The organism is Streptomyces sp. NPDC034111 (assembly GCF_055575375.1).
Window position 1 is genome coordinate 1 of sequence record NZ_JBVIST010000015.1, and the last position, 25888, is coordinate 25888.

Sequence of the window (25888 nt, forward strand, 5' to 3'; positions counted from 1 at the left end):
ATCGAACACGGCAAGGTCGAGTCGATCCTCCCCCGCACCGGCATCACCGACGTCGACCTCGTCGTCCTCGACCCACCCCGAGCCGGCGCCGGCAAACAAACCGTCAACCACCTCACCACCCTCACCCCCCGCCGCATCGCCTACGTAGCCTGCGACCCGGCCGCCCTCGCCCGCGACCTCAAGTACTTCGGGGAGGCGGGTACGTGCCGCGGCGGATGCGGGCGTTTGATCTGTTTCCTATGACGCATCATGTGGAGTGCGTGGTGATTTTGGAGCGGGTGGGGAAGGGTGCCTGACCTGCGGTTTTGAGCTTGCTCGTTATGTGCGGAGTGGGCGTTACGGGCGATGTCTTGACGCTGAAATGACGCTTGTGACGCTCATTTGGTCGCCCGCTTTGATGGGGCGTCAGCTAGCTGACAACGGCGAGTAGTGGGGCGTCGGTTTGTCCCGGATGAGGTCAGAACAAGATCTCAACGCGCGCGGAAGGTGTTTGCACAGGTCAGAGACTTGACCTGCGCTGGTCTCGCGTGGTTCGAGAGGGCATCTGGGAGCCGATTGGCTCCCAGATGGCTCCCAGCGGGACCTCACAAGCCCAACTGCCGCCGAGTTTGCCCATCCCGCTGTATCGGCTCACACAAAGTCCTTGGTGCCACGGCACCTGACCAGCGCGCCTCAGATCACTGTTGAGGGTGCGTGCTTGCTCAAGTAGCCCTTGAAGGTTTTCCTGATCTCCGCCTGGAGATAGCCTGCCTGCGGTGAGTTGGGCACCACATCCGGCTCGAAGCCCCTCTTGCGGGCATCCAGGTACCGCACGATGCTCGATGATCTGGTGTTGGAGACGAAGAGCTCGTTCTGGGTGCGGAGGTCGGCGCGCAGTCCTTCGAAGTTCCGCGCGAGCCCGATGCCGAGGTGGGAGACGTAGTACTTGCACTCGACGATGAGGACGCACTGACTGCCTCGTGGTGCGATGCCCTGTTTACGGCTCAGGGCGGCCTCCTCGGCCGGCAGCACCAGGACGTCGCACTCGTGCAGGACGCCTGACGCGTCGGTCACGTAGACACTGAGGTGGACTTCCAGGGCGGGAGCGCCGTCGCACTCGATCACGGCGTGGGTGAAGGGATGGGTATTGCTGTACCGATGTCCCGGCCCTGTTCGGAACACGAGGCTGTTGGCCTTCGCCCCGTAGACGTCCTCGTGGGTCACAGTGGAAGGCTTTTGACCTTGCCGACGAGGTGATCGACGTGCTCAACTGCGCACCTCCCTCGCTACGTCGGCCAGCAACTGGCTGAGGCGTGAACGTCGCTCAATGGCCATCCGAGCTGCCCGGAATTCCGTTCGGCCACGGCGCGAATGAGCGCTCTCGTCAGGTTCGAACACGACTGCCTCAGCGAAGCTCCGGCTGCCGGCGTCACCCTCGGACTCGGTCCGGAGCATCTTCAGCGTCTCCAGTTCCATCTCGGGCAGCTCCACGAGCACGCGCCTTACTGCATCCAGGAGGAGTTGGACACGCTCTTCATCCGTCATGGCTCGCGTGGCGATGACCAGCGTGCCTCGCTTGCGTGATGCCTCATACGCGGCGGAGCCGAGCTCCCTGCTGTCCACGACCTCGTATCGGGCCGCTGCCAAGGCCGGGCTCGCGGCGTAGGAGTCATCATCGCGGCGCTGAGGACGGCGCCGGAGGATCTTCTCCTCGGGCACTTCTGCGGCGACGGTCGGGCTTGCCGCCACCGCTGGGAGTTCCGGGCTGCGCGACGTCTTGGTGGGGCGGATGGGTCGGAGGGGTGGCTGTCGGGCGGACTTGGAAGCGGGTGCGGCCAAGCTCTTCGGCGTAGAGGTGGCCGGTAACGGCCGTAAGGGCGAACACACGTGCCCATGCGCCCGTAAGATCTGGCTGGCGCCGGCTCTGTAGCCGGCGTTTTGTAGCTTCGGTGGGTTTGGCGGGCACCGGGTGGTCGGGGGCCGGAAGAGTGTCCTCGGGGCTCGGGGGGCCGGCTGGGCCCGATCGATTCCAGCCTTCGATAGACAGGTCTATGAGACGAATACCCCGGGTGCGCGCCGTCGCTGTCGGCTCTTGTGTGGCGATTGCGCTCGCTGTTCCCGCGGTCGCTGCCGGCGATGAAGCAGAGACCGCGCTCACCGATCAGAGTAGTTCCTCGAGCAGTTCCTCGCCCCGGGCCGGCGCCCCGTCGTCGGATGATCCGGTGAAGCCCTCCAGGGGGGTGACGGAGGAAGGGATGCGCAAGGCCCGGGAGGCGGAGCGCTATTGGACTCCGGAGCGCATTCGCACGGCCGTCCCCCTAGATGTGGTGCAGGACGGCAAGGGGGTTCAGGACCAGCGGTCCGCGCCTGGTGCCACGGGCCGGCGTTCACTGGCCGTGCCGAGTCATCGGGCCGATGCGGGCGTCGCCACGGTCGGGGTCTTCCTGATCCGTGATGAGGACGGGAGTCCGACGCCCAACCAGTTCTGTAGCGCCAGCGCGGTGACCTCGCCGACCAAGAGCCTGATCCTGACGGCGGCGCACTGCCTCAAGGGCGACAAGCCGTACCGCAACGTCGCTTTCGTTCCCGGCTACCGCGCCGGGGCCTCGCAGGACGGTCAGGCCGGGGAGATGCCGTATGGGATCTTCCCGTTGCAGCAGGGCAAGGTCTGGATCGACGGGCGGTATCTGTCCTCGTCGCCCAGTGATGATGTGGACTTCGCGTTCCTGCGGGTCGGGCCGAACTCCCAGGGGCAGTTGCTGGAGGACGCCGTCGGCCGCGGCAATGAGCTCACCGCCGTTTCCGCCGCGAACCTGGCCCGCCGTGATGTGACGCTCACCGGCTACCCCGGCGGCCAGAAGACCCCGTTGCAGTGCACGAACAACACCACGGCCTTCCAGGGCCGGTTCATGGAGATCAAGTGTGACGGCTATCGGTCGGGGGTGAGCGGCGGTCCGTTCCTGGAGGGTTTCGACGGTAGTCGCGGTCGTCTTGTGGGGGCGATCGGCGGCTACAAGACCGGTGGGCTCCGCGACGACACCTCCTACTCCTCGCAGTTCGACGGCGATGTCTTCCGTCTGTACAACCAGGCGGTGTCCGATGCGGCGCCGGATACCCTCAACCCCCTGGGTGACGCCGGGACTTGGCAGCACGCCACGGGTATCACCGCCGGGCGGTTCCACTCCAGCTCGGTGCGTAACAACACCGGTGATGTGGTCGTGCGCTGGTCTGATGGCGAGGTCTCGCTGTATCCCGGTAACGGCAAGTACGGGTTCGGCAAGGACATTCAGCTCGTCAAGAAGAACCAGGTGTGGAAGCAGGCGAAGGTCGTCACCGCGGGTGAGTTCACCGGCAACTCCACCGATGACCTCCTGGTCCGCTGGGCCAACGGCAGGCTGTCCCTCTTCAAGGACGTCAACGAGACCAACAAGCTCGGCACCGAGGTCCAGCTCAGGGGCGCCAACGACACCTGGACGCACGCCTACGGCATCACCGCCGGGCGGTTCGGCGGCGGCAACACCCGCCGCGACGACCTCGTGGTGCGCTGGTCCGACGGTGAGGTCACCCTCTACACCAATGTCGACGGCAAGGGGCTGCACGCCGAGAAGCAGCTCGCCAAGAAGAACACCACCTGGCCGCACGCCGGTGATCTCGCGGCCGGGAACTTCAGCAACGCGGCCGGCGACCAGGACCTGTTCGTGCGGTGGTCGGACGGTGAAGTCACCGTCTACGACAACCTCGCCGCCAAGGGGCTCAAGGGCGAACACCGCCTCCGCCCGGCCAAGTCGGCATGGCGCAGCGCCAGCCTGATCACCGTCGGCGCGTTCGGTGGCAGCACCCGCCAGGACGACCTGGTCGCCCGCTGGACGGGCGGGAAGCTCGCCATGAACGGTGACAGCACCGCCACGTCCCTGGGGCGCGAGCGCGTCCTGGTTCCGCAGCAGATCAGCTGAATCAGGTTCAGCTGGGCCAGGTTCAGCTGAACCCGATCAGTTGAACCAGGTCAGCTGAAAAGTGCAGCTGAGCCAGGTCAGCTGAACTGATACGACGGCACACGGCCGGTGCCCTCTCCGGTTCACCGACGGAACCGGAGAGGCACCGGCGCTGGGGGAGTGGGGCAATGACATACGCATGGCGGGGCCGGTGGTGCGCGGGTCAGTGTCCGGCGAGGCGGGCGGCCACGCAGGGGTCCTCGTTCCGGTAGCCGAGGCGGGTGTAGAGCCGTTCGGCGGGGGTGTTGTCGGCGAGCTGCCACAGGGTGCAGAAGCCGTGGCGGCGTACCGCGTAGCGGGTCAGCCATGAGGTGAGGGCCGCGCCGAGGCCCTGGCCGCGGAGGGCTGCGTCGGTGGCCACGGACGCCATGAGCGGGGCGCCGCTGTCGCGCAGGCTGCTCAGGGCGCCGCAGGCCACCAGCCGTCCGTCCGTGTCGCGGATTCCGGCCCACAGGCTGACGTCGGCGGAGCCTGGGCCGGTCGAATGGGCCGGGCTGTGTGTGGCGAGGAAGGCCGCCAGCTCGTCGTGGTGGGTCTCGTCGAGGGTGACCACGCGGTCCTCCGCCCGCTGGACGGGCGGTTCCTCCAGTGTCCAGCGGAAGATCCACTCGACGGGGTCGGTCACCGTCAGATGGCGGCCGACGAGGGCGTCGGTGCCTCGGGGGCCGGTGAATTCCCGCACCCGGCCGGCGGAACCCTGCGCGGCGCGCAGGATGAGTCCGGCGGCGGCAACCGGTTCGCCGACGCTCCACACGTGCCCGCGGGTGTCGTCGAGCCAGGCGACGGCGCCTTCGCCGGACCAGCTGGTCCGGCCGGCCGGGCGCTGCCGTGCGGCGCCGAAGCGCAGCAGGGCGGCGCCTGACTGGAGCTCCAGTCCCTGGCTGAACAGGTCTGCGGTCCGGGGGACAAGTGTCGTTACCTGCATCGCTCTCTGAGGAAGGACGGAGGGGAAGGACTGACAAGGGCAGACGCGCCGTTCCGGACGCGCGGGGGCGCGGCCGGAGCCTGTATGGGGGTGGGGGAGCCCGGCGGCAGCTGCGCGCAGGGCGCGCCGAGCCGGCCGGGCGACCCACTGTGACATATCGCCCCCGGCCCGGCGCAAATCCGTCGGCCACCGTCCCGTCAGGCACGGCACGGTGGGCGGAACCACCGCTTCCGGCGCCCGGCCGTCATTCGCTCGGCACCGCGACCACCACCTGCGCCGCCCGCAGCAGTTGTCCGCCCACGCAGTAGCCCTGGCGGAGGACGGTGGTGCAGGTGGCGGTGGTGACCTCAGGGGTGTGGGTGCAGGTGATGGCTTCGTGCAGGGTGGGGTCGAAGGGGGCGCCGGGGGCGGCGACGGGTTGCAGGCCCAGGGCTGCCAGTTGGGTTTCCAGGGTGTCGGCGACGGCTCGGAAGCCGCCGGTCATCTCGTCCTGTGCGGTGGCCTCGGCGAGGGCGTCGAGGACGGGCAGGAGCCGGGAGAGGACGTTGCCCACGGCGATCTCGGCGACGGCCTGGCGGTCCCGGTGCACGCGCTTGCGGTAGTTGTCGTACTCGGCCTTGAGGCGTTGCAGGTCGGCGGTGCGTTCGCGCAGCTCGGCCCGGAGTGCCGCGGTGTCCGCGGGTTCCGGACGGGTGGGGGACTGGCCGTGGGGCGTGGGGGGAACGGCGTCGGAACGGTGTTCCCCGCCGGTGGGGTGGTCCGTCGGCCCGCCGTTCCCGACCAGAGCCAGCGGTGGGCGGGAGGAGGGACGGACATGGGGCGGGCGGTTCATCGGGCGCCCCCCTCCTTCTGGTCGTCGTCGACGATCTCGGCGTCGACGACGTCGTCGGCGGCGTCGGACTGGGCCTGCCCACCGGCGGACGCGCCCTCGGTGCCGCTGCCGCCCGCGGCGGCCTGGGCGGCCTGCGCGTCGGCGTACATGGCCTGGCCCAGCTTCTGGGAGACGGCCGCGAGCTTCTCGGAGGCGGTGCGGATCTCGGTGGTGTTGTCGCCCTCGCTCTTGAGCTTCTCCTTCAGCTCGCCGACGGCGGTCTCGACCTCGGTCTTGATCTCACCGGGGACCTTGTCCTCGTTGTCCTTGAGGAACTTCTCGGTCTGGTAGACGAGCTGTTCGCCCTGGTTGCGGGTCTCGGCGGCCTCGCGGCGCCGGCGGTCCTCGTCGGCGTACTGCTCCGCGTCCCGGACCATCCGGTCGATGTCGTCCTTGGGCAGCGAGGAGCCGCCGGTGACGGTCATCTTCTGTTCCTTGCCGGTGCCCAGGTCCTTGGCCGTGACGTGCATGATGCCGTTGGCGTCGATGTCGAAGGAGACCTCGATCTGCGGGACACCACGCGGGGCCGGCGGCAGACCGGTCAGCTGGAACATCCCGAGCTTCTTGTTGTACGCCGCGATCTCCCGCTCGCCCTGGTAGACCTGGATCTGCACGGACGGCTGGTTGTCCTCGGCGGTGGTGAAGATCTCCGAGCGCTTGGTCGGGATGGTCGTGTTGCGCTCGATGAGCTTGGTCATGATGCCGCCCTTGGTCTCGATGCCGAGGGACAGCGGGGTGACGTCCAGCAGGAGGACGTCCTTGACCTCGCCCTTGAGGACACCGGCCTGGAGCGAGGCGCCGATGGCGACGACCTCGTCCGGGTTGACGCCCTTGTGCGGGTCCTTCCCGGTCAGCTCCCGCACCAGCTCGGTCACCGCCGGCATCCGGGTCGAGCCGCCGACCAGAATGACGTGATTGACGTCCGAGAGCTTGATCCCCGCGTCCTTGACCGCGTTGTGGAACGGGGCCTTGCAGCGGTCGAGCAGGTCCGAGGTCAACTGCTGGAACTGCGAGCGGGTGAGCTTCTCGTCCAGGTGCAGCGGGCCCTCGGGCGAGGCGCTCAGATACGGCAGATTGATCGTGGTCTCGGTGGCGGAGGACAGCTCGATCTTGGCCTTCTCGGCCGCCTCCCGCAGCCGCTGGGTGGCCATCTTGTCCTGGGAGAGATCGATGCCGTAATTGTTCTTGAACTGGGTGGTCAGATGGTCCACGATCCGCTGGTCCCAGTCGTCGCCGCCCAGGTGTGTGTCGCCGTTGGTGGCCTTCACCTCGACCACGCCCTCGCCGATCTCCAGCAGTGAGACGTCGAAGGTGCCGCCGCCGAGGTCGAAGACCAGGATGGTCTGGTCGTTCTCCTTGTCCAGGCCGTAGGCCAGCGCGGCCGCGGTGGGCTCGTTGACGATCCGCAGGACCCTCAGCCCGGCGATCTCCCCGGCCTCCTTGGTCGCGGTGCGCTGGGAGTCGTTGAAGTACGCGGGGACCGTGACGACGGCGTCCGTCACGTCCTCGCCCAGGTACTGCTCAGCGTCGCGCTTGAGCTTCTGAAGCACCCGCGCGGAGATCTCCTGGGCGGTGTACTGCTTGCCGTCGATGTCGCCCGTCTCCGGGAAGCGCCACGACGCCTCGCCCATGTGCCGCTTGACGGACCGCGCGGTGCGCTCGACGTTGGTCACCGCCTGCCGCTTGGCGATCTCGCCCACCAGCACATCGCCGCCCTTGGCGAAACCGACCACCGACGGGGTGGTCCGGGCGCCCTCGGCATTGGAGATGACGGTGGGCTCACCGCCCTCCAGCACACTGACCACCGAGTTCGTCGTACCGAGGTCAATACCCACTGCACGTGCCATGGTCCGCTCCTCACCTTGCGGCCCGCTCCGCCGGGGGCGGGTCCACACGGGCCCCGGAACGCCGCCCGGGACGCCGCGCAGGCCCTCTCACCTGCTGGTACGGAGCGTGAGCCGCCTCACAACCTGGATAAATCGCACGGGGACGGCTGTCAAGAAATGCTGCGATCGACGGCAAGCGCGTTGCGGCCGGCGGGCGGCTCACGCCGCGACCGCGGGATCCGATGTCCAGGTGCCCAGGGACATCTCCGCGGTGATCCCCGGACCGAAGCCGGCCAGCAGGCCGCGATGGCCGTCGAGGGAGGACGCCTCGTCGAACATCCGGGCCAGTGCGTCCAGCACCACCGCGCTGGCGATATTGCCGTACTCGGTCAGCGTCGCGCGGCTGAAGCGGAACGCCTCGGGCGGCACCTCCAGGAAGCGGCTCAGATCGTCCAGGATGCGCGGGCCGCCCGCGTGGACCAGGTAGAAGTCCAGGTCACCCGCGTCCCATTGGTGCTCGTCCGCGACCGCGCGGAGGGCCGGCGCCAGCGGCTCCATGGTTCCGGGAACCCGCTTGTCCAGCAGGAAGTGGAATCCGGTGGAGCGCACCGCGTAGGAGATCCAGTCCTCGGTGTGCGGGATGAGGTACGAGCCGTTGCGCTCCAGACGGACACCGGTGCCACCGGCGCCCCGGACCACCGCGGCGGCGATGGCGTCACCGAAGAGCCCGTTCGACAGCAGCGAGCCCACGCCCAGGTCGGTGGGCTGGTAGCACAGCGAGCAGAATTCACAGGCGACGATCAGCACATTGGCGTCGGGGTAGGCGGTGCAGAAGTCATGCGCCCGGTTGATCGCGGCGCCCCCCGCGGCGCAGCCGAGCTGGGCGATCGGTATCTGCCGGGTCTCCGGCCGGAAGCCCAGGGTGTTGATCAGCCAGGCGGTCAGTGACGGCATCATGAAGCCGGTGCAGGAGACGTAGACGATCAGGTCGATCTGCCGCGCCTCCAGCTCGGCCTGGTCCAGTGCCGTACGGACGACGGCGGGGACCCGGGCCTTGGACTCCTGCTCGTAGACGGCGCTGCGGGCGTCCAGCCCCGGGTGCTTGAGCACCTTGTCGATCGGCTGGATCAGATGCCGGGTGAGCACCCCGGTGTGCTCGATCAGCCGGAGTACCAGTCTCAGCTGCGAATGGTCCTTGTGCAGCCGCCGTGCGAGTTCGAGTGTGTCGTCCTGGGTGATGATGTATTCCGGGACGGCTATTGCCGGTTTACACAGAACCGCCATGGGATCCACTCCTTGCAGACTGCGGTCCGCCCAGTGCAGCCCCCGCGTTGAATTCACCTCGGGCGGGCCAGCCTTCGAAGAATGAACTCTCCCCGTGCTGGTGGGTCGCTGGTGGGCGACTCGATCAACGGTAGGTCAGCCGGAGGGCATCCGCATGCCGCCGACAGCCCTGCACGGTCACCAAGCAATCGGCAACTCGACCGGATAACGCCAGATCGCGGTCTTGTTCCAGGGCACCTCGTCGGCCGGCTTCGCCAGCCTCAGATCCGGGAAACGCTCCAGGAGGGCACCGAGGGCGACTTCGAGTTCCGTGATGGCCAGGGGCGCGCCCAGACAGTGGTGGCCGCCCCAGCCGAAGGTCATGTGATTCGGGCCCTCGCGTTCCAGATCCAGCTCGTCGGCCCGTTCGAACTTCTCGCCGTCACGGTTCGCCGTCAGATAGGAGACATGCACGATGTCTCCGGCCCGGATCCTCACACCGCTCAATTCCACATCCTCAAGGGCGACCCGGGGAATTCCGACGCCTTTGCGGAAGGGAATGAATCGCAGCATTTCCTGGATTGCCTGCGGAAGCATTTCGGGGCGCTCGCGCACCATGGCCAGCTCGGCGGGCCGGGTGAGCAGGGTGTAGGCGAGGTTGGCGATCTCGTAGGTGGTGGTGTCCTGGCCGGTGATGAGCAGGACCATGGCCATCACGGTCAGTTCCTGCTCGTTGAGGATCTCATCGCCGTCACGGGCCGTGGCCAGCGCGCTGATCAGGTCGTCCCCGGGGTTCCGGCGCCGCTCGGCGGTCAGTTCCTTGAAGTAGGCGCGCATATCGGCCTTGGCGCGCACGGCGGCGTCCCGGTTGTCGAGGCTGGTGTCCATCATCGTGCGGGCATGGCCGCGCAGCCGGTCGCGGTCGCCCTCGGGGATGTCGAGGACCTCGCAGATGGTGGTCAGCGGCAGCGGGGCCGCCAGGCTCTCCATGAGGTCGGCCGGCGGGCCGTGCTGGGCCATCCGGTCCAGCAGCTCGTCCACGACGTGCTGGGTGCGGGTCCGCATCCGCTCGACCTGGCGCGGGGCGAACGCCTTGGAGACCAGGCTCCGCAAGCGGCTGCTGTCGGGCGGGTCCATCACATTGATCGCCTCGTCCTGGACGATCGGTTCGGGGGTCATCCGCGGGAAGTCCCGGCCGACGACGGCATGCCGGCTGAAGCGCCGGTCGGTGGTCACCGTGCGCACGTCCTCGTACCGGGTGACGAGCCAGGCTTCGCCCTCCCCGTACGGCAGCTTGATGCGGGCGACGGGTTCCTCGGTCAGCAGGCGCTTGAGCGTGGGATCGAACTCAAGGGCCTCGGCGTAGTCGAACGGACACTGGTGGACGGTGGGACCGCGCTCCATGATGACCTCCCGGAATGAGACCGCATGATGTCTGTACCATTTCCGGTGATTCATCGTATAAGGGCGATATGTGGGCGGCTTGCTCGCGCGCTCGGGCAGGGGGTGGCGGAGGCCGCGCACCCGCCGCCCCGCCCCGGCGAACGGCTCCGCGTGACCGGCCGGCGCATTGCGCCAAACGGGTGGCGGAGCCGCCGGGCGTCAGATGGTGCCGGCCTGTTCCAGCCGTACCGGGTGTTCCGTCCGTCGGACGTCGGGTTCGGCCGAGTTGCGGATGGCGCCCCAGCGTCTGGCGGTCTCCTCGTGGATGAACCAGATGTCGTCCTCGGACAGCCGCCGGGAGACGACACCGGGGAACGCCTCCTCGAAGAAGATGTACGGCGCCCGGTTGTCGATGTCCGGCGAGTGGTAGTCGAGCTTGTCGTGCATCCCGTGGGCGCGGGTGATCTTCGTGGCCGGGTGGTAGGTGAGGATGTTCGGGCTGGCCAGCACGATGAGTCCGGCATCGACCAGCGCCCCGACCTCGTGGACGGTCTCCTCGATGGTCGCCCGGGTCTCCCCCTCCAGGCCGAACAGCACCGAGCTGCCGACCGGGATCCCGGCGTCCCGGATGCGTTCCAGCGCCGTGCGGACCTTCGCCTTCCAGGGGAAGGCGGTGATCCGCCGGATGTTCTTGTGCACATGCTGCATGACGTCCGTCGCCATGCTCTCGATGCCCATGTAGAGGTAGGTACACCCGGCGTCGCGCAGTGCCGCCAGCAGTTCGCGGACCTCGTGCTCCTTGTGGAGCGTGGTCAGCAGGTCCGCGGTCACCTGGCAGCCGAACTGGAGGTTGCGCAGCCGCTCCCAGTCGCCCTCCGCGGTGATCCACCGGCGGCAGGCCTCGGGCAGTTTCTCCGGGCCGTCGACGGTACGGGCCGCGCGCAGCAGTGCGCAGAACTCCCGCATGAGCGGGAAGGAGCCGGTCCAGAAGATCGAGTCGTCGAAGAAGACGGCCTGCGCCCCGTAACTGACGTATTCGCAGACCCGCTCCAGCGCGGTCTCGGCCGGAGAACCCCGGAACCGCTTCAGTCCGCCGACCACCAGCGCCGATTCGGAGCAGAAATCGCAGTGGTACGGGCAGGCGTTGGACACCGTCATATGGGCCGTGCGGGCGGGGGTGCCGTCCGGCAGCGGAAAGACCGGGAAACGGGAGCGGATGGCGAATCCCTGGTAGGGCGAGGGGAGTTCGGCCAGGTCGAACTTCTCACCGGATATGGGGAACGCATGCATTGTGCCCTCGTCCAGCGCGCACAGCAGGGAGGTGCCCGGTGCCCGGACACCGGCGGCGCCGAAGAGCTTCAGCACCCGGACCACGTCCGGCACCGTGGCCCGCGTACGGTCGAGGTCCATGGCGAGCGCGATCGCCTTCATCAGGAGGTCGAGCGCGAAATGGCCCTCACCGCTGACACAGAAGTCCACCACGGGATCCGCGCGCCGGTCGTCGATGGCCTGAAGGGTACTGCTGTATTCCAGCAGGACGGAGCGCTTGGCGGCCGAATACGTCATGGTCTCGTCCATGTGCCGGCCGCCGAACACCACCAGACAGTCCGGCATTTCTTCCTTGACGATACGGGCCATTTCCAGCGCATACCGATGACCGGGGGAGACCGTACTGACGAGGAATACCCGCGGCCGCCGCCGGCGGACTTCGGCCCGTAATTCCGCACGGATCTCGGCGTCCCACACCCGGGGATCGAAGACCGTGGCATCGGAGGTCCCGGCACTTACCCGCTGGGCCGGCAGACCATGTTCCGCACTCAGTCGATGACTTTTCGTCGGTGGCTTTCCCCAGTCGGGGCACAGATCGCTGAACGGGGTGTCCTTTCCCGGTCCGAGCCGGGCGGAACGCAGCGCACTGTCGACCGGGACGCTGAGCGCCGCATAAAGACACATCGGGTCGCCAGGGTAGGTGATTTCCCCTTCGGGTGAGGTCATGACCGGGGCGAGCGCGGCCAGCAACGGGAAACTGCGGACGTGCCAGGGCACTTCGTCCGGCGCTGCGCAGCCCGCCCGGGCGACCAGTCCGGCGATCCGGGATTCGCGCAGCCGCAGCAATTCCCGGGCGGAATCCGCAGCCATGTCCCCGGCGGTGCGGAAGAATTCGTGAACGACCGTCTGGATGGTGCGCATGCGTAACTCCTGATGGGTGATCAACTCGAAGGAAGAGCCATGCGGGCCTGCGCCTCCGTCCCTTGGGCGCTCTGCGGGCGGCGGGACGGAGCACCGGCTTGCTGGAGCGGCGCGATGGAGGAAAGTAATCCATTAACCCCGAGGCGGGGCAACCTTTCTGAGCCCTGGCCCGGCCGTCCGCTTGTTCAGGGCGGGGCCGCCACAATCCGCTTGTCCGCCATTTATCGGCGGACTTACAGTCCGTGGATGGCAGGGAACACCTATCGCGCACTCCTCACCCGGCCGGTGCTGAGCTGGGCCGCGGTCGCCGTCGCGGCGCGCATGCCGGTGGCGATGGCGCCGCTGGCCCTCGTCTTCCTCGTACGGGAGCGGCCCGGCGGATATGTGCTGGGCGCCGAACTGGCGGCGGTCTACGTGGTGGGTGAGGTTATCGGCGCGGCGCTGCTGGGCGCGAGACTGCGCCCGGGCCGGGCGCGAGGGCACCTGGCGGGCGGCCTCGGTGCGGGCGCGGCGGCCTTCGCGGGTCTCGGCCTGCTGCCCGGCGCGCCGGACCTGGTGCTGGGGGCGTTCGCGCTGCTGGCGGGCGCCGCACCGGCCGCGTCCCCAGGAGGGCTGCGGGCCCTGCTGACCGAACATGTCGCCACCGGCCTGGTCGCCAAGGCGCTGAGCGCGGAGGCCACGCTGAACTACGCGGTCTGGGCCGCCGCGCCCGCCGCGGCGAGCGCCCTGGCCTTCGGCGTGGCCCCGTACGTACCGCTGCTGCTGGCGGCGGCGCTGATGGCGCTCGCCGTCGCCGGACTGTGGGCCCTGCCGTCCGGCTGGCCGGCGGAAGAGTCCGACCGCGCCGGCACCTCGGTGATCCGTACGCTCGCCGCGGCCTGGCCGGTGTATGTGTCGGGCGCGGCGGCCATGTCACTGCTCGCGCTGGCGGAGCTGGTCCTGCCCGCGCTCCTGGAACAGCGCGCCATAGCGGTCGGCTGGTCCGGCCCGCTGCTGGCCGGGTACTCGCTCGCGGCGGCCGCCGGGGCGCTGCTGTACGGACTGCGCACCTGGCCGGGACGGATCGGTACCCAGAGCCTGGTGCTGCTGCTGGGCGTCTCGGCCTGTGTGGCCGCGGCGGGTCTGCTCCCTGCGCTCGGCGCGCTCGCCGCGGCCCTGGTCGTGGCCGGCCTGTTACAGGCGGGGCTCCAGGTGACCCGGGCGCTGGGGCTGCGGGCGGTGCTGCCGCAGAGCGCCCTGGCCGCGGGCTACTCGATGATGTACTCGGTCGTCGGGGCCGGCTACGCGGCCAGCGCCTCGCTCTCCGGAGCGGTGCTGAGTGTGGCGACGCCCAGCACCGCGATCCTCTGCGGGGTGCTGCTGACCCTCCTGCTCACCGCGGTCAGCGCGGTCGGCGAGCTGCGGCTGGTCCGCGCGCAACGCTATGTGCCGGCCGAGCAGCAGGGCGTTTCCTAGGGGGCGTGCAGTGCCGCAATACGGGACGGCAGGGTCTGCCACACGCCGGGGGTGTAGAAGTGCCCGCCCGGCAGCTCGTCATGGCGGAAGGCGCCCCGCGCCAGCTTCCGCCACTGCTGTGCGGTCCGCGGATCGATGACCTCGTCGTCGGCGCCCGTGAGGATCTGGAGCGGGGCATTCACCGTGGCGCCCTCCCGGTAGTAGAAGGAGTCGCGGACCCGGATGTCGGCCCGCATCAGCTCCACCGCGATCTCCCGCAGGTCGGGATCGCCGAGCACATGCTCCGGCATCAGCCCGAAGGTCTTCATCCAGTCCATGAGCGTGTCGTCGGACTGGTGTTGGGCGGGGAACATGTCCTGTGGGGTGAGGCCCCGGCTGGGGGCGTTGGCCGAGGAGACCACGACCGCCTGCGGTGCCGGGCCGCCTTGTTCCTCGATCCGGGCGGCGACGTCGAAGGCCATCCAGCCGCCCATGCTGTGGCCGAAGAGGACGTACGGCAGCTGTGCGGCGGAGAGCACCGCGGCCACCGCGTCCGCCGCCAGCTCGTCCCAGTTTTGGGCGTACTCCTCCGCGAAGCGGCCCTCCCGGCCCGGGTAGCAGACCGCGGCCAGCTCGGTCCCGGGCGGCATCACCTCCGTCCAGACCAGGTACGCACCGGCCCCGCCGCCGCAGAAGCCGAGGCAGATCAGCCGCTGCGAGGCCGAGGGGACCGGTCGGGGGCGGACCACGATGGTGTCCTGCATGGGTGGCGTCTCTCTTCTCCGTAGCGGGCCGGTGGCGTGACGGGCGGCGGCGGTCAACCGGGCGGCGCGGTCCGCGCGTTGTGTTTCTCCACGTGGTGGGCCAGGTCCCTCAGCCGTGGGTGCCGGTACACCTCCTTGACCGAGATCACCACGCCGAGGTTCCGCTTGAGGCGCCCCACCACCCGCAGCGCCATCAGCGAGTGCCCGCCCAGGGCGAAGAAGTCGTCCTCGGCGCTGATCGTGCGCCGGCCCAGCACCTCCGCCCACACCTCGGCGATCAGCTCCTCGAACGGGCCGGCCGGCTCGGCGGCCGCCCGCTCCGGCGCCCCGCCGTCGTCCGTCGGTTCCGGCAGCGCGGCCGTGTCGAGCTTCCCGTTGGGCGTCAGCGGCAGCGCATCGAGCGGTACCCAGCCCGACGGCACCATGAACTCCGGGAGGGACGCCGCGACATGCTCCCGCAGCCGTGCGGCGGCGAGCGCCGCCCCCTCGGCGGGTACGCAGTACGCCACCAGCCGTTCGCCGGCCGGTCCGTCGCTGCGGACCACCACGACGGCGGCGCTGACGTCCTGATGGGCACGGAGCACCGACTCGATCTCGCCGGGCTCCAGCCGGAAGCCCCGGAACTTGATCTGGCGGTCGGCGCGTCCGAGATACTCCAGGCTGCCGTCGGCGGTGCGCCGCACCCGGTCGCCGGTGCGGTACATCCGCTCCCCGGCCGCGCCGAACGGGTCCGCGACAAAGCGTTCCGCGGTGAGCGCAGGCCGGTTGACATAGCCGTGGGCCAGCCGCGGCCCGGCGACGTAGAGCTCACCCTCGGCGCCGTCGGGCACCGGCCGCAGCCGCTCGTCGAGGACGTACAGCCGGCCGTCCGGCAGGGCGCCGCCGAGGTGCGGGGTGTCGCCGGTCATCCGGGCGACGGTGGTGTCGACCGTGCACTCGGTGGGGCCGTAGAGGTTCAGGCCCTCCAGACCGGCCGACTCCGCGATCTCGCACCAGGTCCGTGCGGGCACCGCCTCGCCGCCCATGAACAGCCGCAGCGGCCGGCCGCCGGCCCGCGGGGCGGTGAGCGTGCCGCGCAGCAACTCCCAGTGCGAGGGCGTCAGATCGAGGTCGTTCACCTCGTATTCGTCCAGCAGGGCGCGGAGCAGGGCCGGCTCCTTGCGCTCCTCCTCGGTGAGCACGACCACGGTGTCGCCCCGGCAGACCCGCGCCCACTGCTGGACGGACGCATCGAAGGAGACACTGGCGTTCCACGCGACGACCCGCGGCTCGGGGGCGTACGCTCCGGCCTCCTCCAGCCCCGCCAGCAGCGCGGCGACACCTCCGCGGGAGGCCTCGACGCCCTTGGGCCGGCCGGTCGAGCCCGAGGTGTAGATCACGTAGGCGGGGTCCCGGGGGTCGCACGGGTCCGGCGGGGCGGGTGTGGCCGGCGCGGTACGGCCGACCCCGTCCGGCACCCCGTCCTGCACCCCGTCCGGCACCTCGTCCGGCACCCCGTCCGGCAGGCCGAGCACCGGAACACCCCTCGCCCAGGGCGGAGCGCCGTCCGCCGTGAGCAGCGCCCGGATCCCGGCGTCCCGTGCCATGAACTCCAGCCGCGCGTACGGATAGTGCGGATCCAGCGGTACATACGCCGCTCCGGCGCGCCACACCGCCAGCAGCGCCACCACGAGCCCGGTGGCGCGGCCCTGCGCGACACCGATCCGGTCGCCGCGCGCCACCCCGCGGGCGGTCAGCTCCCGGGCCAGCCGGCCGCATGCCCGGTCGAGTCCGGCGAAGGTCAGGGCGCCGTCGCCGCCGCGTACCGCGATCCGGTCCGGGTGGGCGCGGACCGCCCGGTGGAAGCGCACCATCGCGTCGACCGGCGGCCGAACGGGATCAGCCATGAACGGCCTCCATGAACAAGCTCCTTGTGCCCGTGGAAGGGGGAATGTGCGGTGCTGCGACGGCCGGTCCCGCGGTCCGTCAGGCGAACGCGGCGGCGGGCTCGACGGTGGGACGGCAGCCGGCCAGCTCGACGGGCGCGCCCATGGCCACCGCGATCCGGCGCTCGCCCCGGAAGGGGTCGCGGCCGTGTGCGGTCAGGATGTTGTCGACCAGCAGCAGATCGCCGGGCTGCCAGGGTTCGCGGACCGTCGCCGCGTCGTAGGCGGCCTGGATGTGCGCCAGGTCCTGCCGCGTCAGCGCGCTGCCGTCGCCGAAGGCGGTACGGAACGGGAGGCCGTCCGGCCCGAACTCGTCGATCAGGGTCTCCCGGAGCTCCTCGTCCAGCGACCACTCGTTCCAGAAGGCGAGGTGGTTGAACCAGACCTCCTCCCCGGTCGCCGGATGGCTGATGATGCCGGGCCGCACCTGGCCGGTCCGCAGCCCGCCCTCCTCCTGCCAGGCGTGGGCGATCAGCTGGTCCGCGCAGTAGCGTTCGACCTCGCCGCGGTCGTCGGAGCCGAAGGCGCTGCGCCAGTCGGTGGAGACCAGGTCGGAGTAGCTGCGGCACAGCAGCCAGCCGGACGTGCGCATCTTCGCCACCAGGTGGCCGGGCAGCGAGCGCAGCACCCTGCGGCAGTCGGCCACCGGAGTCGCGCCGCCCTCTTCGGGCGCGATCAGGCAGGCGAAGAGCAACAGACCGGGGAAGGTCAGGGTGTAGCTGTTCTCGTTGTGCAGATGGATCCGCTGCGAGGCCGGGAGGTCGGTGGAGGAGTACACGCCGTTGCCGAAGTCGCTGCGCGGAGTGGCCTTTTCGCGGTACGGCGTGGCCTCGGGGATGAGGATGTCGCGCACCTCGGCGACATCGCCGGTGTCCGCGAGCGGCAGCCCGCGCAGCAGGACCGCCCCGTGGTGGTGCAGGGCGTGGGTGAGGGCGGGGCGGACCGCGGTCAGCCAGGCGCGGGCGGCGGCGATATCGGTGAGGGCCGGGGCGCGGGTCAGGGCGGGCCGGCCAGGGAGGGTTTCCCAGTGGAGCGACGGGGAGTCCGGCACGGCGGCACGGTTCACGATCGATCAGCACCTTTCACTCAGCGATGACGAGAAGGGTGGTGCGGGGTTCCCGGGCGGCCGGAGGTCAGCCGCCGCAACCGCCGAGCGCGTTGTTGGCCGCAAGGTCCAGCCGGTCCACCATCCAGGACTCGAGGCTGCTGTCGCTCCGCTCGGCGGCCGCGCGATAGCGGGCGATGCGTTCCGGCGTGAGCTGGATGCCGACGGAGGCCGTCTTGCGGGCGGCGGCCGGCTCTTCCTCCCTGGCGGCCCGTACGTTCGCCCGTAACTGGTTGCGCGACCAGCCGAGTTCCTGGGCCCTGTTGAGCCAGTAGTCTTGCTCATGGGGCGGCAGGGACGCCACCTCCGCATGGTGGTTGAAGCTGAGGGTGTCCCGCCGGCGGGACACCTCGAACCTCCGGGCCACCCAGGCGTAGTTGCGCAGTGTCTGGTAGTCGAGGCCCACCGCGTCGACCGCCCTGCGGTAGCGGTCGGTGTAGCGCCACTGGCCGTAGATCAGCCAGTCGCCCAGGCACCAGGCGGACGAGTTGGCGACCGCCGAGATCCGCCGGCCGGCGCTCTCCCAGGTGTCGTAGCTGAGCGCGGCCGGGATCTGGAGGCCGACGCGGGTGACCAGGACTCCGCTGCGCGCGGTCTGCCGGTGCTGCGGTGCTGCGCCACGTTCCCTGACCGGCCCGGGGCGCGGCGCGGTGCCCAGGGCTGCGGACGATGTGCTCAAAGCTTCTCCTCGGTGCGGTTGCTTCGGTCCGGGCCGTGGGCCCGGCGCACCCGTGGCGGGCCGCGGAACGGTCCCGCGCGGCCCAGCACACGCATGCGGTGAATCGCAAGAGCGGGAAATGCTCGGAAACGGGGCCTCAGAACGGCCCGGTGTGCGGCGTCATGAGCCGGCCCCAGGCCGAGTCGCCGTAAAGGACGTCGGTGGCCCCGGAGTTGAGGTGGTCAGCGCTTTCGACGGCGGGATCGGAATGGTCAATTCCATATCCGGCAGCGGTAGCCAGGGCAGCGGCGACGGAAAAAACGCGCAGGATGCGACGCATCGTGGTCCCCCATTGTGCGGCCAAGGATGTGGCTGGCGCCGCCATCCTCTTCGGACTGGCCGGATCGATGGTCTGCACGGGAGGTGCACGAATGTAACCTGCACAGTTGTGAACCCTGAAGAACTGGGTGGATGTCAGTGCAATGGGGGTGAATTACCCCCAGGTCGCGTTTGTGGTGATGCGCTCGGCCACTACCGGCGCATGCTGCGCGAGGGTTCGGCGTGCCGGGAGAGCGCGCCCCCGTGTCTGCGCGCGCTCGGTCTCGTCGCCGACGATCCCGGGACACCGGGCGCCACCACTCCGGTCCCGCCCGAGGCGGCGGCGATCGCGGCGCTGCGCCCGATCGAGGAGGCGATCGCCGATCAGCAGCGCACCTACCGCTCGGTCCAGGCCACGCTCTCCGTCTTCACCAGGACCTACGACGACGCCCGGAAGCACGAGCAGCCGACGCTCACCCTCCTCACCGGCGCCCAGGTCATCAGCAACGCCCTGGAGGCCGCCGTGGACGGCTGCCGGGAGGAGCTGCTGACGGCCCAGCCGGGCGGCGGACGCCCTGAGCAGCTGCTGAGCGAGGCGCTGGACCGCGATGTCCGGATGCTCGCGCGCGGTGTCCGGCAGCGCACGATCTACCAGCACACCGTCCGCTCGCACCCGCCGACGCTCGGCTACATCGAGCGGGTCACCGCGGCCGGTGCCGAGGTGCACACCCTGGCCGAGGTCTTCGAGCGCATGATCATCTGTGACCGCGCGGTGGCGTTCATCCCCACCTCCGAGGAGCGCAGCGACAGCGCACTACAGATCCGCCACCCCGCGCTGCTGCGCTTCCTGACCGCGCTGTTCGACAGTGCCTGGGCCCGTTCGGTGCCGGTCGCGCCGGGCGGGGCACCGGCACGGTCCCCGCTGATCACCTCCGACGTACAGCGGGCCATACTTCAGGCCGTGGTGGCCGGCGAGACCGACGACTCCATCGCCCGCCGGATGGGAATGAGCCGCCGTAGCGTCGCCAAGCACATCAGCCGGGTCTCCCGGCAACTGGGCAGCGGCAGCCGGGCCCAGCTCGGCTATCTGCTGGCGACCTCGGGGCTCCTGTGGCTGGCGGAGCCACCCCGGTGCGCCCCGCCGGAGCGCGGCTTCTGAGCGGGTGCGCGTCCGTGGTCGGCCAGGGGCACCGAGGTCCTCACCGAGCGGCACCCGACCTGTTCTCCTGTAGCTCGACCGCCTCGTAGAGCGCCTTGATGTTGCCGCTGCCGAACGTACGGGCCCCGAGCCGTTCGATGACCTCGAAGAAGAGGGTGCCGCGGGGGTGCGTGGACCGGGTGAAGATCTGGAGCAGCTGGCCGTCCTGGTCCTCGTCGGCCAGGATGTGCAGCTCCCGCAGCTCCTCGACGGAGTGCCGGGAGAGTGTCAGCCGGCCCGGTATCAGGTCGTAGTACGTGCTGGGGGTGTCCAGGAACCCGATGCCGCGGGACGCCAGCAGCCCCACGGACGTGACGATGTCGTCCGAGGCGAAGGCGACGTGCTGGACCCCCGCCCCGCCATGGCTCCTGAGGAACCGGTCGATCTGGCCCGGCTCCCGGGTCGTGTCCGGCTCGATCAGGGTGAGTGTGACGGTGCCGGCGTCGTTCTGCACCACGACCGAGTCCATCGCCTGGGAGCCGACGATGATGCGTTCGGTGAACACCGCGGCAAAACCCAGTGCGCGCTCGTAGTACTCGACGGTGGGCCCCAGCCGCCCCGGCTCCAGACACACCGCGAGGTGGTCGACGCCGTGCAGCCCGGACTCCACGGGGCGGGGACGGGCCGCCACCGGGGAAAGGCCGGGCAGCAGCGCCGGGTCCGCCGTCCTCGGGCGCTGGACGAAGGTGTGCGCCACATCGCCGAAGCCGGCGACCGAGGCGGTGCGGACACCGTCCCGTTCGGCCGGCCCCGCCAGCGGCCGCGCACCGCGCCGCACCGCCTCGGCGAACGCGCCCGCGGCGTCCGTCGTGCTCAGCGCGATGTCGCAGACCCCGTCGCCATGGCGCTCGACGTAGCGGGCCGCGGGGTGCTCGGGGTCCAGCGCGGAGGTCAGGACGCACCTGATGCCGCCGGTGCCCAGGGCCAGGGCGCGGACGCCGTCGCCGGGCCCGTCGGAGTCCGAGGATCTGGCGAGGACGCCGAATCCATAGCGGTCGGTGAACGGCTCGGCGGCCTCGGCGAGATCGCGGACCGCGAAGCCGAGATGGTCGATGGCGAGTCCGTCGAGCGGTCCGTCAGCGGTGCGGGTCATCCGGGGAACCTCCTGGACCGGGGTGAGGGCTCGGCCGGTGCCGCGTCGAGGGCCGCGGCCAGGGAGGCCGGCCGCAGATCGGTCCAGTGCGCCTCGATGTACGCGGTGCACTCCGCCCGGCGGCGGTCGTCCAGCCGTACGTCCCAGCCCGGCGGGACGTCCGCGAAGGACGGCCACAGCGAGTGCTGGCCTTCGGCATTGGCCAGGACCTTGAACGTGCCGTGCTCGTCGTCGAAGGGGTTCATGGCTGCTCACACTCCTGGGAGTCGAGGGGGAAGGTGCTCAGTCGCCGGTCCGGCGCGGCGGCCGCCGCGCGCAGCAGGCGGACGAACCGGTCCGCCAGCCGCTCCACGGTCGTCCGGTCGAACAGCTCCGTGGCGTATTCGAGGCTGACGTCCAGCGCCCCGGGTGCGCCGTCGGCACCGGTGCGGCTGACGAGGTCGAAGGCGAGGTCGAAGCGCGCCGCGCCGGTTCCGGCCAGCCGCCAGTGGTGCGCGGTGCCGTCCAGTTCGAGCGCCGACCCCTCGGTGTTGAGCAGGCCGAACGCGATCTGGAACACCGGGTGGTGGGCCAGGCTGCGCGGCGGGTTGACGGTCTCCACCAGCAGGTCGAAGGGCACGTCCTGGTGCGCGTACGCGGGGAGCCAGGCGTCGCGCACCCGGTGCAGCAGTTCACCGAAGGTGGGGTCGCCGGAGGTGTCGGTGCGCAGCACGACGGTGTTGACGAAGAAGCCGACCAGATCGTCCAGGGCCTCGTCGAAGCGCCCCGCCGTCGGTGAGCCGACGACGATGTCCTCGCCGCCGCCGAGCCGGGTCAACAGGCCCGCGAGCGCGGCCTGGAGGACGAGGAACAGGGTGCAGCCGGCCGACCGGGCCAGCTCGTCGAGGTCCCGGCGCAGGTCCGCCGGGATCTCGAAGCCGACCACCGCGCCCTCGCCGCCGGCGAACTCCGGTCGGGGGCGGTCGCCGGGCAGCGGGGTGCACTCGGGGATGCCGGCCAGCGCGGTGCGCCAGTAGGCCAGCTGCCGGGCCAGCAGGCTGTCCGGATCGTCCCGGTCACCCAGCACCTGCTGCTGCCAGGCGGCGTAGTCCCGGTACTGGACGGGCAGCGGCGGAAGGCCGGGCGGCGTGCCCGCGCGCCTGGCGGCGTACGCCCGGGACAGATCGCGGAACAGCGGGGTGAAGGACCAGCCGTCGGCGGCGATGTGGTGCAGCACCACCAGCAGGACATGCTCTTCGCCGGTGCGGAACAGGGTGACCCGCAGGGGCAGTTCGTCCTCCAGGTCGAAGGGGGCCCGGATCCCGGCGGTCAGCAGCGCATCGAGCTCGGCGGGGCGGCAGTCGGTGACGGTCAGCCGGGGCTCGGCGTCGCCGGGGTCGAGGATCAGCTGGCAGGCGGTCTCGCCGTCGGCAGGGAAGACCGTACGCAGCGGTTCATGACGGGTCGTCACATCGTGGAGTGCGGCGCGCAGCGCCTCGGTGTCCACCGGCCCGGACAGCCGGAAGACCAGCGGGATGTGGTAGCCGGGGTCGGCGTCGGTCATCAGCTGGTAGAGCAGCCACAACCGCCGCTGGGCGGAGGAGAGTTGGGTGCGCCCGTCCGGGGGCGCGGCGACCAGCGGGATACGGGAGCGTGGGCCGGCGTCCTTGTGGTCCGCCAGCCGGGCGGCCAGTCCGGCGGGCGTCGGCGCCGCGAACAGGTCCTGGAGGCCGGGCCGGACGCCGAGCACGGACGCGAGACCGGCCGCCGCCCGGGTCGCGGTCAGAGAGTGCCCGCCGAGCGCGAAGAAGCTGTCGTCGATACCGATCCTGGCCACCCCGAGAACGTCCGCGAACACTTGGCACACCAGCCGCTCGGTCTCGTTGCGCGGTGCCCGCCCGGCGCCCTCGAAGACCGGCGCGGGCAGCGCCCGCACATCGAGCTTCCCGTTGTTGGTCAGCGGCAGCCGGTCCACCACCACACAGGCGGCGGGGACCATATGCCCCGGCAGGTTCGCCCGCAGCGCGTCGAGGAGCCGGGCCGGCCAGTCGCCGTCGACCTCGGCGGCGGTGGCCGGCGCGGCGGGCACGACGTAGCCCACCAGGTTCCGGTCGCCGTGCTTGTCGGGGACCGGCACGACCGCGGCCCTGGCCACATCGTCGCGGCGGGTCAGCTGGTGCTCGATCTCACCGAGTTCGATCCGGAAGCCGCGCAGCTTGACCTGGCTGTCCTGGCGGCCGAAGTACTCCAGCAGCCCGTCCGCGCGGCGGCGCACCAGATCGCCGGTGCGGTACATCCGGGTGCCGTCGCCCGCGAACGGGTCCGCGACGAAGTGGCTCGCGGTCAGCGCCGGCCGCCCCCAGTAGCCCCGCGCCACCCCCCGCCCCGCGAGGTACAGCTCGCCCACCGCACCCGGACCGGCCGGGCGCAGCCGCTCGTCCAGGACGTACGTACGGACCCCGGCCAGCGCCGAGCCGATGGGCACCGGGCCGTCGCCCACCTCGGTCACGAGGTGCCGGGTGGCGAAGACGGTCACCTCGGTCGGGCCGTAGACATTGACGACGGAGTGCGGACCGGAGGCTGCCAGCGTCCGCCTCACCGCGCTGGGGGAGGCCACCTCGCCGCCCATCCACACCTGGCAGCCGTGTGCGAAGGCGTCCGGGGACTCCTCGGTCAGGATGTTGAACATCGACGGGGTGAGGAAGGTGGAGGTGATCCGCTCCTCGGCGAGGAGGCGCGCCAACTGCGCCGGGTCCAGCCGGCCCGGAGGCGCCACGACCACGGTGCCGCCGCGCAGCAGCGGCACCAGGATCTGGTACACCGAGGCGTCGAACTCCAGCGGCGACTGGAGCAGCACCCGCCGGTCGATGCCGGTCCAGCAGTCGTCCGCCGCGAACGCCACCACGTCCTGATGGCTGATCGCCACGCCCTTGGGGCGGCCGGTCGACCCCGAGGTGTGGATGACATAGGCGAGTTGCCACGGCCGCACGGGTGGGGGCCCTGCGCTGCCCGCCGCGGCGCCGGTCGCCAGCTCACCGGCGACGTGGACCGCCACCGTGTCGAGGCCCCCGGCGCGGCAGCTCTCGCGGAGCGCGGCCGCCCGCTCCTCGGTGTCCACCAGGACCAGCCGGGTGCCGCACTCGGCGATGACCGTCCGCAGCCGGGCCGCGGGGGAGCGGATGTCCAACGGCGCATAGGCGCCGCCGGCCTTCAACGTCCCCATCAGGGCGACGACGACCTCCACCCCGCGCTCCATCAGGATGCCGATACGGTCCTCGGCTGCCACCCCGAGGCCGGTCAGCGCCCGCGCAAGGGCATCGCTCTTTTCGTCGAGTTCGCCGTAGGAGAGGGCGGCACCGCCTTGTCCGACAGCGGTGGAATCCTTGTTCTCACCCACCCGCGCGGCGAATACCGATGTGATGGTGCCCGGCGCTTCAGGCAAGCCGAATCCCCTTTCGGCGCGACGAGTTGGCCCTGCTCTGCATTCGCCTTTCGCGACCTCTTTCGCTGCCTTCGGTGACAGCGAACGGCAACGTAGGCGGGTGGCTGAATCAGTGTCAAGGAACGGCTGCCGTCCCGCCGGCGGGACAGGATCCGGTCCTTGTGCGGAAATGGCGGGGCGGGTTGAATGGGCGGCGAAATCGCCTTTCCGTGAATTCCCTTCGTATTTCTGGAGAGCGCATTTGGGGGCGTCTGGAGTGCATCGACGGGACGAGTACGCGAGGGACGCCACGGCCGCCGCCTGGAACGACCCGGACTCCCTCGACCTGACCCCCCTGTCGTGGCTGACGCGCCGCGACGGGGAGAAATGGGCGGTGGCCAAGGACGGTGCGCTGCCGGCCTGGGTCGCCGACATGGACTTCCCCGTCGCACCGGCCATCCGGGAGGCGGTGCTCCGCCGTATCGACACCGACCTCGGCTATCCGGCCTGGTACGACGAGTCCGAGGGCGGCCCGCTGGGGGAGACCTTCGCCCGGCGTATGCACCGACGCCATGGGTTCGCCGCCGATCCCACCCATGTCCGGCTTTTCACCGATATCAACCAGGCCATGCAGGTGGTCCTCCAGCTCGGCACCGCACCCGGCGACGGGGTCGCGCTGCACACACCGGTGTGCCCGCCCTTCGAGGAGACCATCGGCAGGCTCGGCCGGGTGGCCCGTACGGTCCCCATCCGGCAGGGCCGCGACGGATGGCACCTCGACACCGACCGGTTACGCGACGCGGTGACCGGCCGTCATGGGCCGCCCTGCCGCGCCCTGTTCCTCGTCAATCCGCACAATCCCACCGGGCGGGTGCTGCGCCGGGAGGAGCTGTGGGACATCGCCACGCTCGCGGTCGAGCACGATCTGCTCGTGATCTCCGACGAGGTGCACGCCGACCTGGTCCACCCCGGCAGCACGCACCTCCCCATCGCCTCGCTCTCCGACGAGATCGCCGAGCGCACCGTCACCCTCACCTCCGGCAGCAAGACCTTCAATCTGGCCGGGGTCCGCTGCGCCGTCGCGCACATCGGCGTCAAGGCCGTCCGGGACGCCGTCGACGACCACCAGGGCCTGCTGTTCGGACAGGTGAGCGCGCTGGCGGTGGACGCCCTGAAGGCCGCCTGGACCAGCGCCGACGACTGGCTGGAGCAGGTGAAGGCGGTGCTGCGCCGCAACCGGGCCACGGTGGCCGAGCAACTGCCGCCCGGTGTGGGCCTGGTGCCGCCCGAGGCCACCTACCTGGCATGGCTGGACTGCCGCGCGCTGGACCTGGGGGAGGAGCCCTCGGACTTCTTCGCACGGGAGGCCAAGGTCCTGCTCATGCCCGGCTCGCTGTTCGGGAGCGAGGGCGAGGGGTTCGTCCGGCTGAACTTCGCGACCCCCGCCCCGGTGCTCACCGAACTGCTGCGCAGAATGCGCGGCGCGCTGGGCCACTGAGCCCCGGCTGCCTCCGTTCCCCGCGTTCCCCTCGGTTCCCCTCGGTTCCCCTCAGGACTCCCACCG

Annotated in this window: 20 protein-coding genes and 1 pseudogene; 5 read left to right on the forward strand and 16 right to left on the reverse strand. The window is 70.6% G+C overall.

Annotation, left to right across the window (positions count from 1 at the left end):
* Positions 1-296 (forward strand): annotated as a pseudogene (locus tag ACZ55A_RS27045) (RNA methyltransferase); the annotation flags it as partial.
* 376 nt (positions 297-672) lie between these two features.
* Here the strand turns inward: ACZ55A_RS27045 and ACZ55A_RS27050 are convergent.
* Together ACZ55A_RS27050 and ACZ55A_RS27055 are read right to left on the reverse strand one after the other, a co-directional pair.
* Complete coding sequence (locus ACZ55A_RS27050; RefSeq protein WP_468845090.1) at positions 673-1203, reverse strand: hypothetical protein; 531 nt, start codon at positions 1201-1203, stop codon at positions 673-675.
* A gap of 42 nt (positions 1204-1245) precedes the next feature.
* Positions 1246-1698, reverse strand: coding sequence for a hypothetical protein (locus tag ACZ55A_RS27055; protein ID WP_468845092.1), 453 nt, complete (start codon positions 1696-1698; stop codon positions 1246-1248).
* 536 nt (positions 1699-2234) lie between these two features.
* Between ACZ55A_RS27055 and ACZ55A_RS27060 the strand changes: the two genes are divergently transcribed.
* Positions 2235-3932, forward strand: a complete 1698-nt coding sequence (locus ACZ55A_RS27060; protein WP_468845093.1) for a trypsin-like serine peptidase — start codon at positions 2235-2237, stop codon at positions 3930-3932.
* Between the two features lie 202 nt (positions 3933-4134).
* On the opposite strand, the gene ACZ55A_RS27065 is transcribed toward ACZ55A_RS27060, so the two are convergent.
* From ACZ55A_RS27065 to ACZ55A_RS27090, 6 genes are all read right to left on the reverse strand, one after another.
* Complete coding sequence (locus ACZ55A_RS27065) at positions 4135-4896, reverse strand: GNAT family N-acetyltransferase (protein ID WP_468845096.1); 762 nt, start codon at positions 4894-4896, stop codon at positions 4135-4137.
* A 244-nt stretch (positions 4897-5140) separates the two neighbouring features.
* Positions 5141-5728 (reverse strand): nucleotide exchange factor GrpE, encoded by a 588-nt coding sequence (grpE, locus tag ACZ55A_RS27070; RefSeq protein WP_468845098.1) that lies wholly within the window; start codon positions 5726-5728, stop codon positions 5141-5143.
* Positions 5725-7614 carry a molecular chaperone DnaK gene (gene dnaK / locus ACZ55A_RS27075; RefSeq protein WP_468845101.1) on the reverse strand — a complete coding sequence of 630 codons (1890 nt, stop codon included), beginning with the start codon at positions 7612-7614 and terminating at the stop codon, positions 5725-5727. The genes grpE and dnaK overlap by 4 nt, the downstream gene beginning before the upstream one ends.
* A gap of 198 nt (positions 7615-7812) precedes the next feature.
* A complete protein-coding gene (locus tag ACZ55A_RS27080; protein WP_468845104.1) occupies positions 7813-8877 on the reverse strand; it encodes a type III polyketide synthase in 1065 nt (354 codons plus the stop codon).
* Between the two features lie 177 nt (positions 8878-9054).
* Positions 9055-10260, reverse strand: a complete 1206-nt coding sequence (locus ACZ55A_RS27085; RefSeq protein ID WP_468845107.1) for a cytochrome P450 — start codon at positions 10258-10260, stop codon at positions 9055-9057.
* 198 nt (positions 10261-10458) lie between these two features.
* Entirely contained in the window at positions 10459-12429 is a 1971-nt protein-coding gene (locus ACZ55A_RS27090; RefSeq protein WP_468845110.1) for a B12-binding domain-containing radical SAM protein, read from the reverse strand.
* 246 nt (positions 12430-12675) lie between these two features.
* On the opposite strand from ACZ55A_RS27090, the gene ACZ55A_RS27095 reads away from it, so the two are divergent.
* A complete protein-coding gene (locus tag ACZ55A_RS27095) occupies positions 12676-13884 on the forward strand; it encodes an MFS transporter (protein WP_468845113.1) in 1209 nt (402 codons plus the stop codon).
* On the opposite strand, the gene ACZ55A_RS27100 is transcribed toward ACZ55A_RS27095, so the two are convergent.
* The 5 genes from ACZ55A_RS27100 to ACZ55A_RS27120 all read right to left on the reverse strand — a co-directional run bounded on the left by ACZ55A_RS27100 (position 13881) and on the right by ACZ55A_RS27120 (position 18655).
* Complete coding sequence (locus ACZ55A_RS27100; protein WP_468845116.1) at positions 13881-14627, reverse strand: thioesterase II family protein; 747 nt, start codon at positions 14625-14627, stop codon at positions 13881-13883. The two genes, ACZ55A_RS27095 and ACZ55A_RS27100, sit on opposite strands and share 4 nt — an antisense overlap.
* A gap of 53 nt (positions 14628-14680) precedes the next feature.
* Positions 14681-16513 carry a non-ribosomal peptide synthetase gene (locus ACZ55A_RS27105; RefSeq protein ID WP_468845119.1) on the reverse strand — a complete coding sequence of 611 codons (1833 nt, stop codon included), beginning with the start codon at positions 16511-16513 and terminating at the stop codon, positions 14681-14683.
* Positions 16514-16592: 79 nt separating this feature from the next.
* A complete protein-coding gene (locus tag ACZ55A_RS27110; protein WP_468845122.1) occupies positions 16593-17618 on the reverse strand; it encodes a TauD/TfdA family dioxygenase in 1026 nt (341 codons plus the stop codon).
* A 67-nt stretch (positions 17619-17685) separates the two neighbouring features.
* The gene (locus ACZ55A_RS27115; protein ID WP_468845124.1) at positions 17686-18336 is read right to left on the reverse strand and encodes an LmbU family transcriptional regulator; all 651 of its coding nucleotides are present in this window, start codon (positions 18334-18336) and stop codon (positions 17686-17688) included.
* A 136-nt stretch (positions 18337-18472) separates the two neighbouring features.
* A complete protein-coding gene (locus ACZ55A_RS27120) occupies positions 18473-18655 on the reverse strand; it encodes a hypothetical protein (RefSeq protein WP_468845127.1) in 183 nt (60 codons plus the stop codon).
* Between the two features lie 201 nt (positions 18656-18856).
* On the opposite strand from ACZ55A_RS27120, the gene ACZ55A_RS27125 reads away from it, so the two are divergent.
* Complete coding sequence (locus ACZ55A_RS27125; RefSeq protein WP_468845129.1) at positions 18857-19792, forward strand: LuxR C-terminal-related transcriptional regulator; 936 nt, start codon at positions 18857-18859, stop codon at positions 19790-19792.
* A gap of 40 nt (positions 19793-19832) precedes the next feature.
* Here the strand turns inward: ACZ55A_RS27125 and hppD are convergent, their stop codons facing one another.
* The 3 genes from hppD to ACZ55A_RS27140 are packed head-to-tail and all read right to left on the reverse strand — an operon-like array spanning position 19833 to position 24345.
* The gene (gene hppD, locus ACZ55A_RS27130) at positions 19833-20924 is read right to left on the reverse strand and encodes a 4-hydroxyphenylpyruvate dioxygenase (protein ID WP_468845132.1); all 1092 of its coding nucleotides are present in this window, start codon (positions 20922-20924) and stop codon (positions 19833-19835) included.
* Entirely contained in the window at positions 20921-21169 is a 249-nt protein-coding gene (locus tag ACZ55A_RS27135; protein ID WP_468845134.1) for an MbtH family protein, read from the reverse strand. The genes hppD and ACZ55A_RS27135 overlap by 4 nt, the downstream gene beginning before the upstream one ends.
* A complete protein-coding gene (locus tag ACZ55A_RS27140) occupies positions 21166-24345 on the reverse strand; it encodes an amino acid adenylation domain-containing protein (protein ID WP_468845137.1) in 3180 nt (1059 codons plus the stop codon). Before ACZ55A_RS27140 ends, ACZ55A_RS27135 begins: the two co-directional genes overlap by 4 nt.
* Positions 24346-24601: 256 nt before the next feature.
* Here ACZ55A_RS27140 and ACZ55A_RS27145 point away from each other — a divergent pair, with 256 nt between their 5' ends.
* A complete protein-coding gene (locus ACZ55A_RS27145; protein ID WP_468845140.1) occupies positions 24602-25822 on the forward strand; it encodes a MalY/PatB family protein in 1221 nt (406 codons plus the stop codon).
* Positions 25823-25888: the final 66 nt, after the last annotated feature.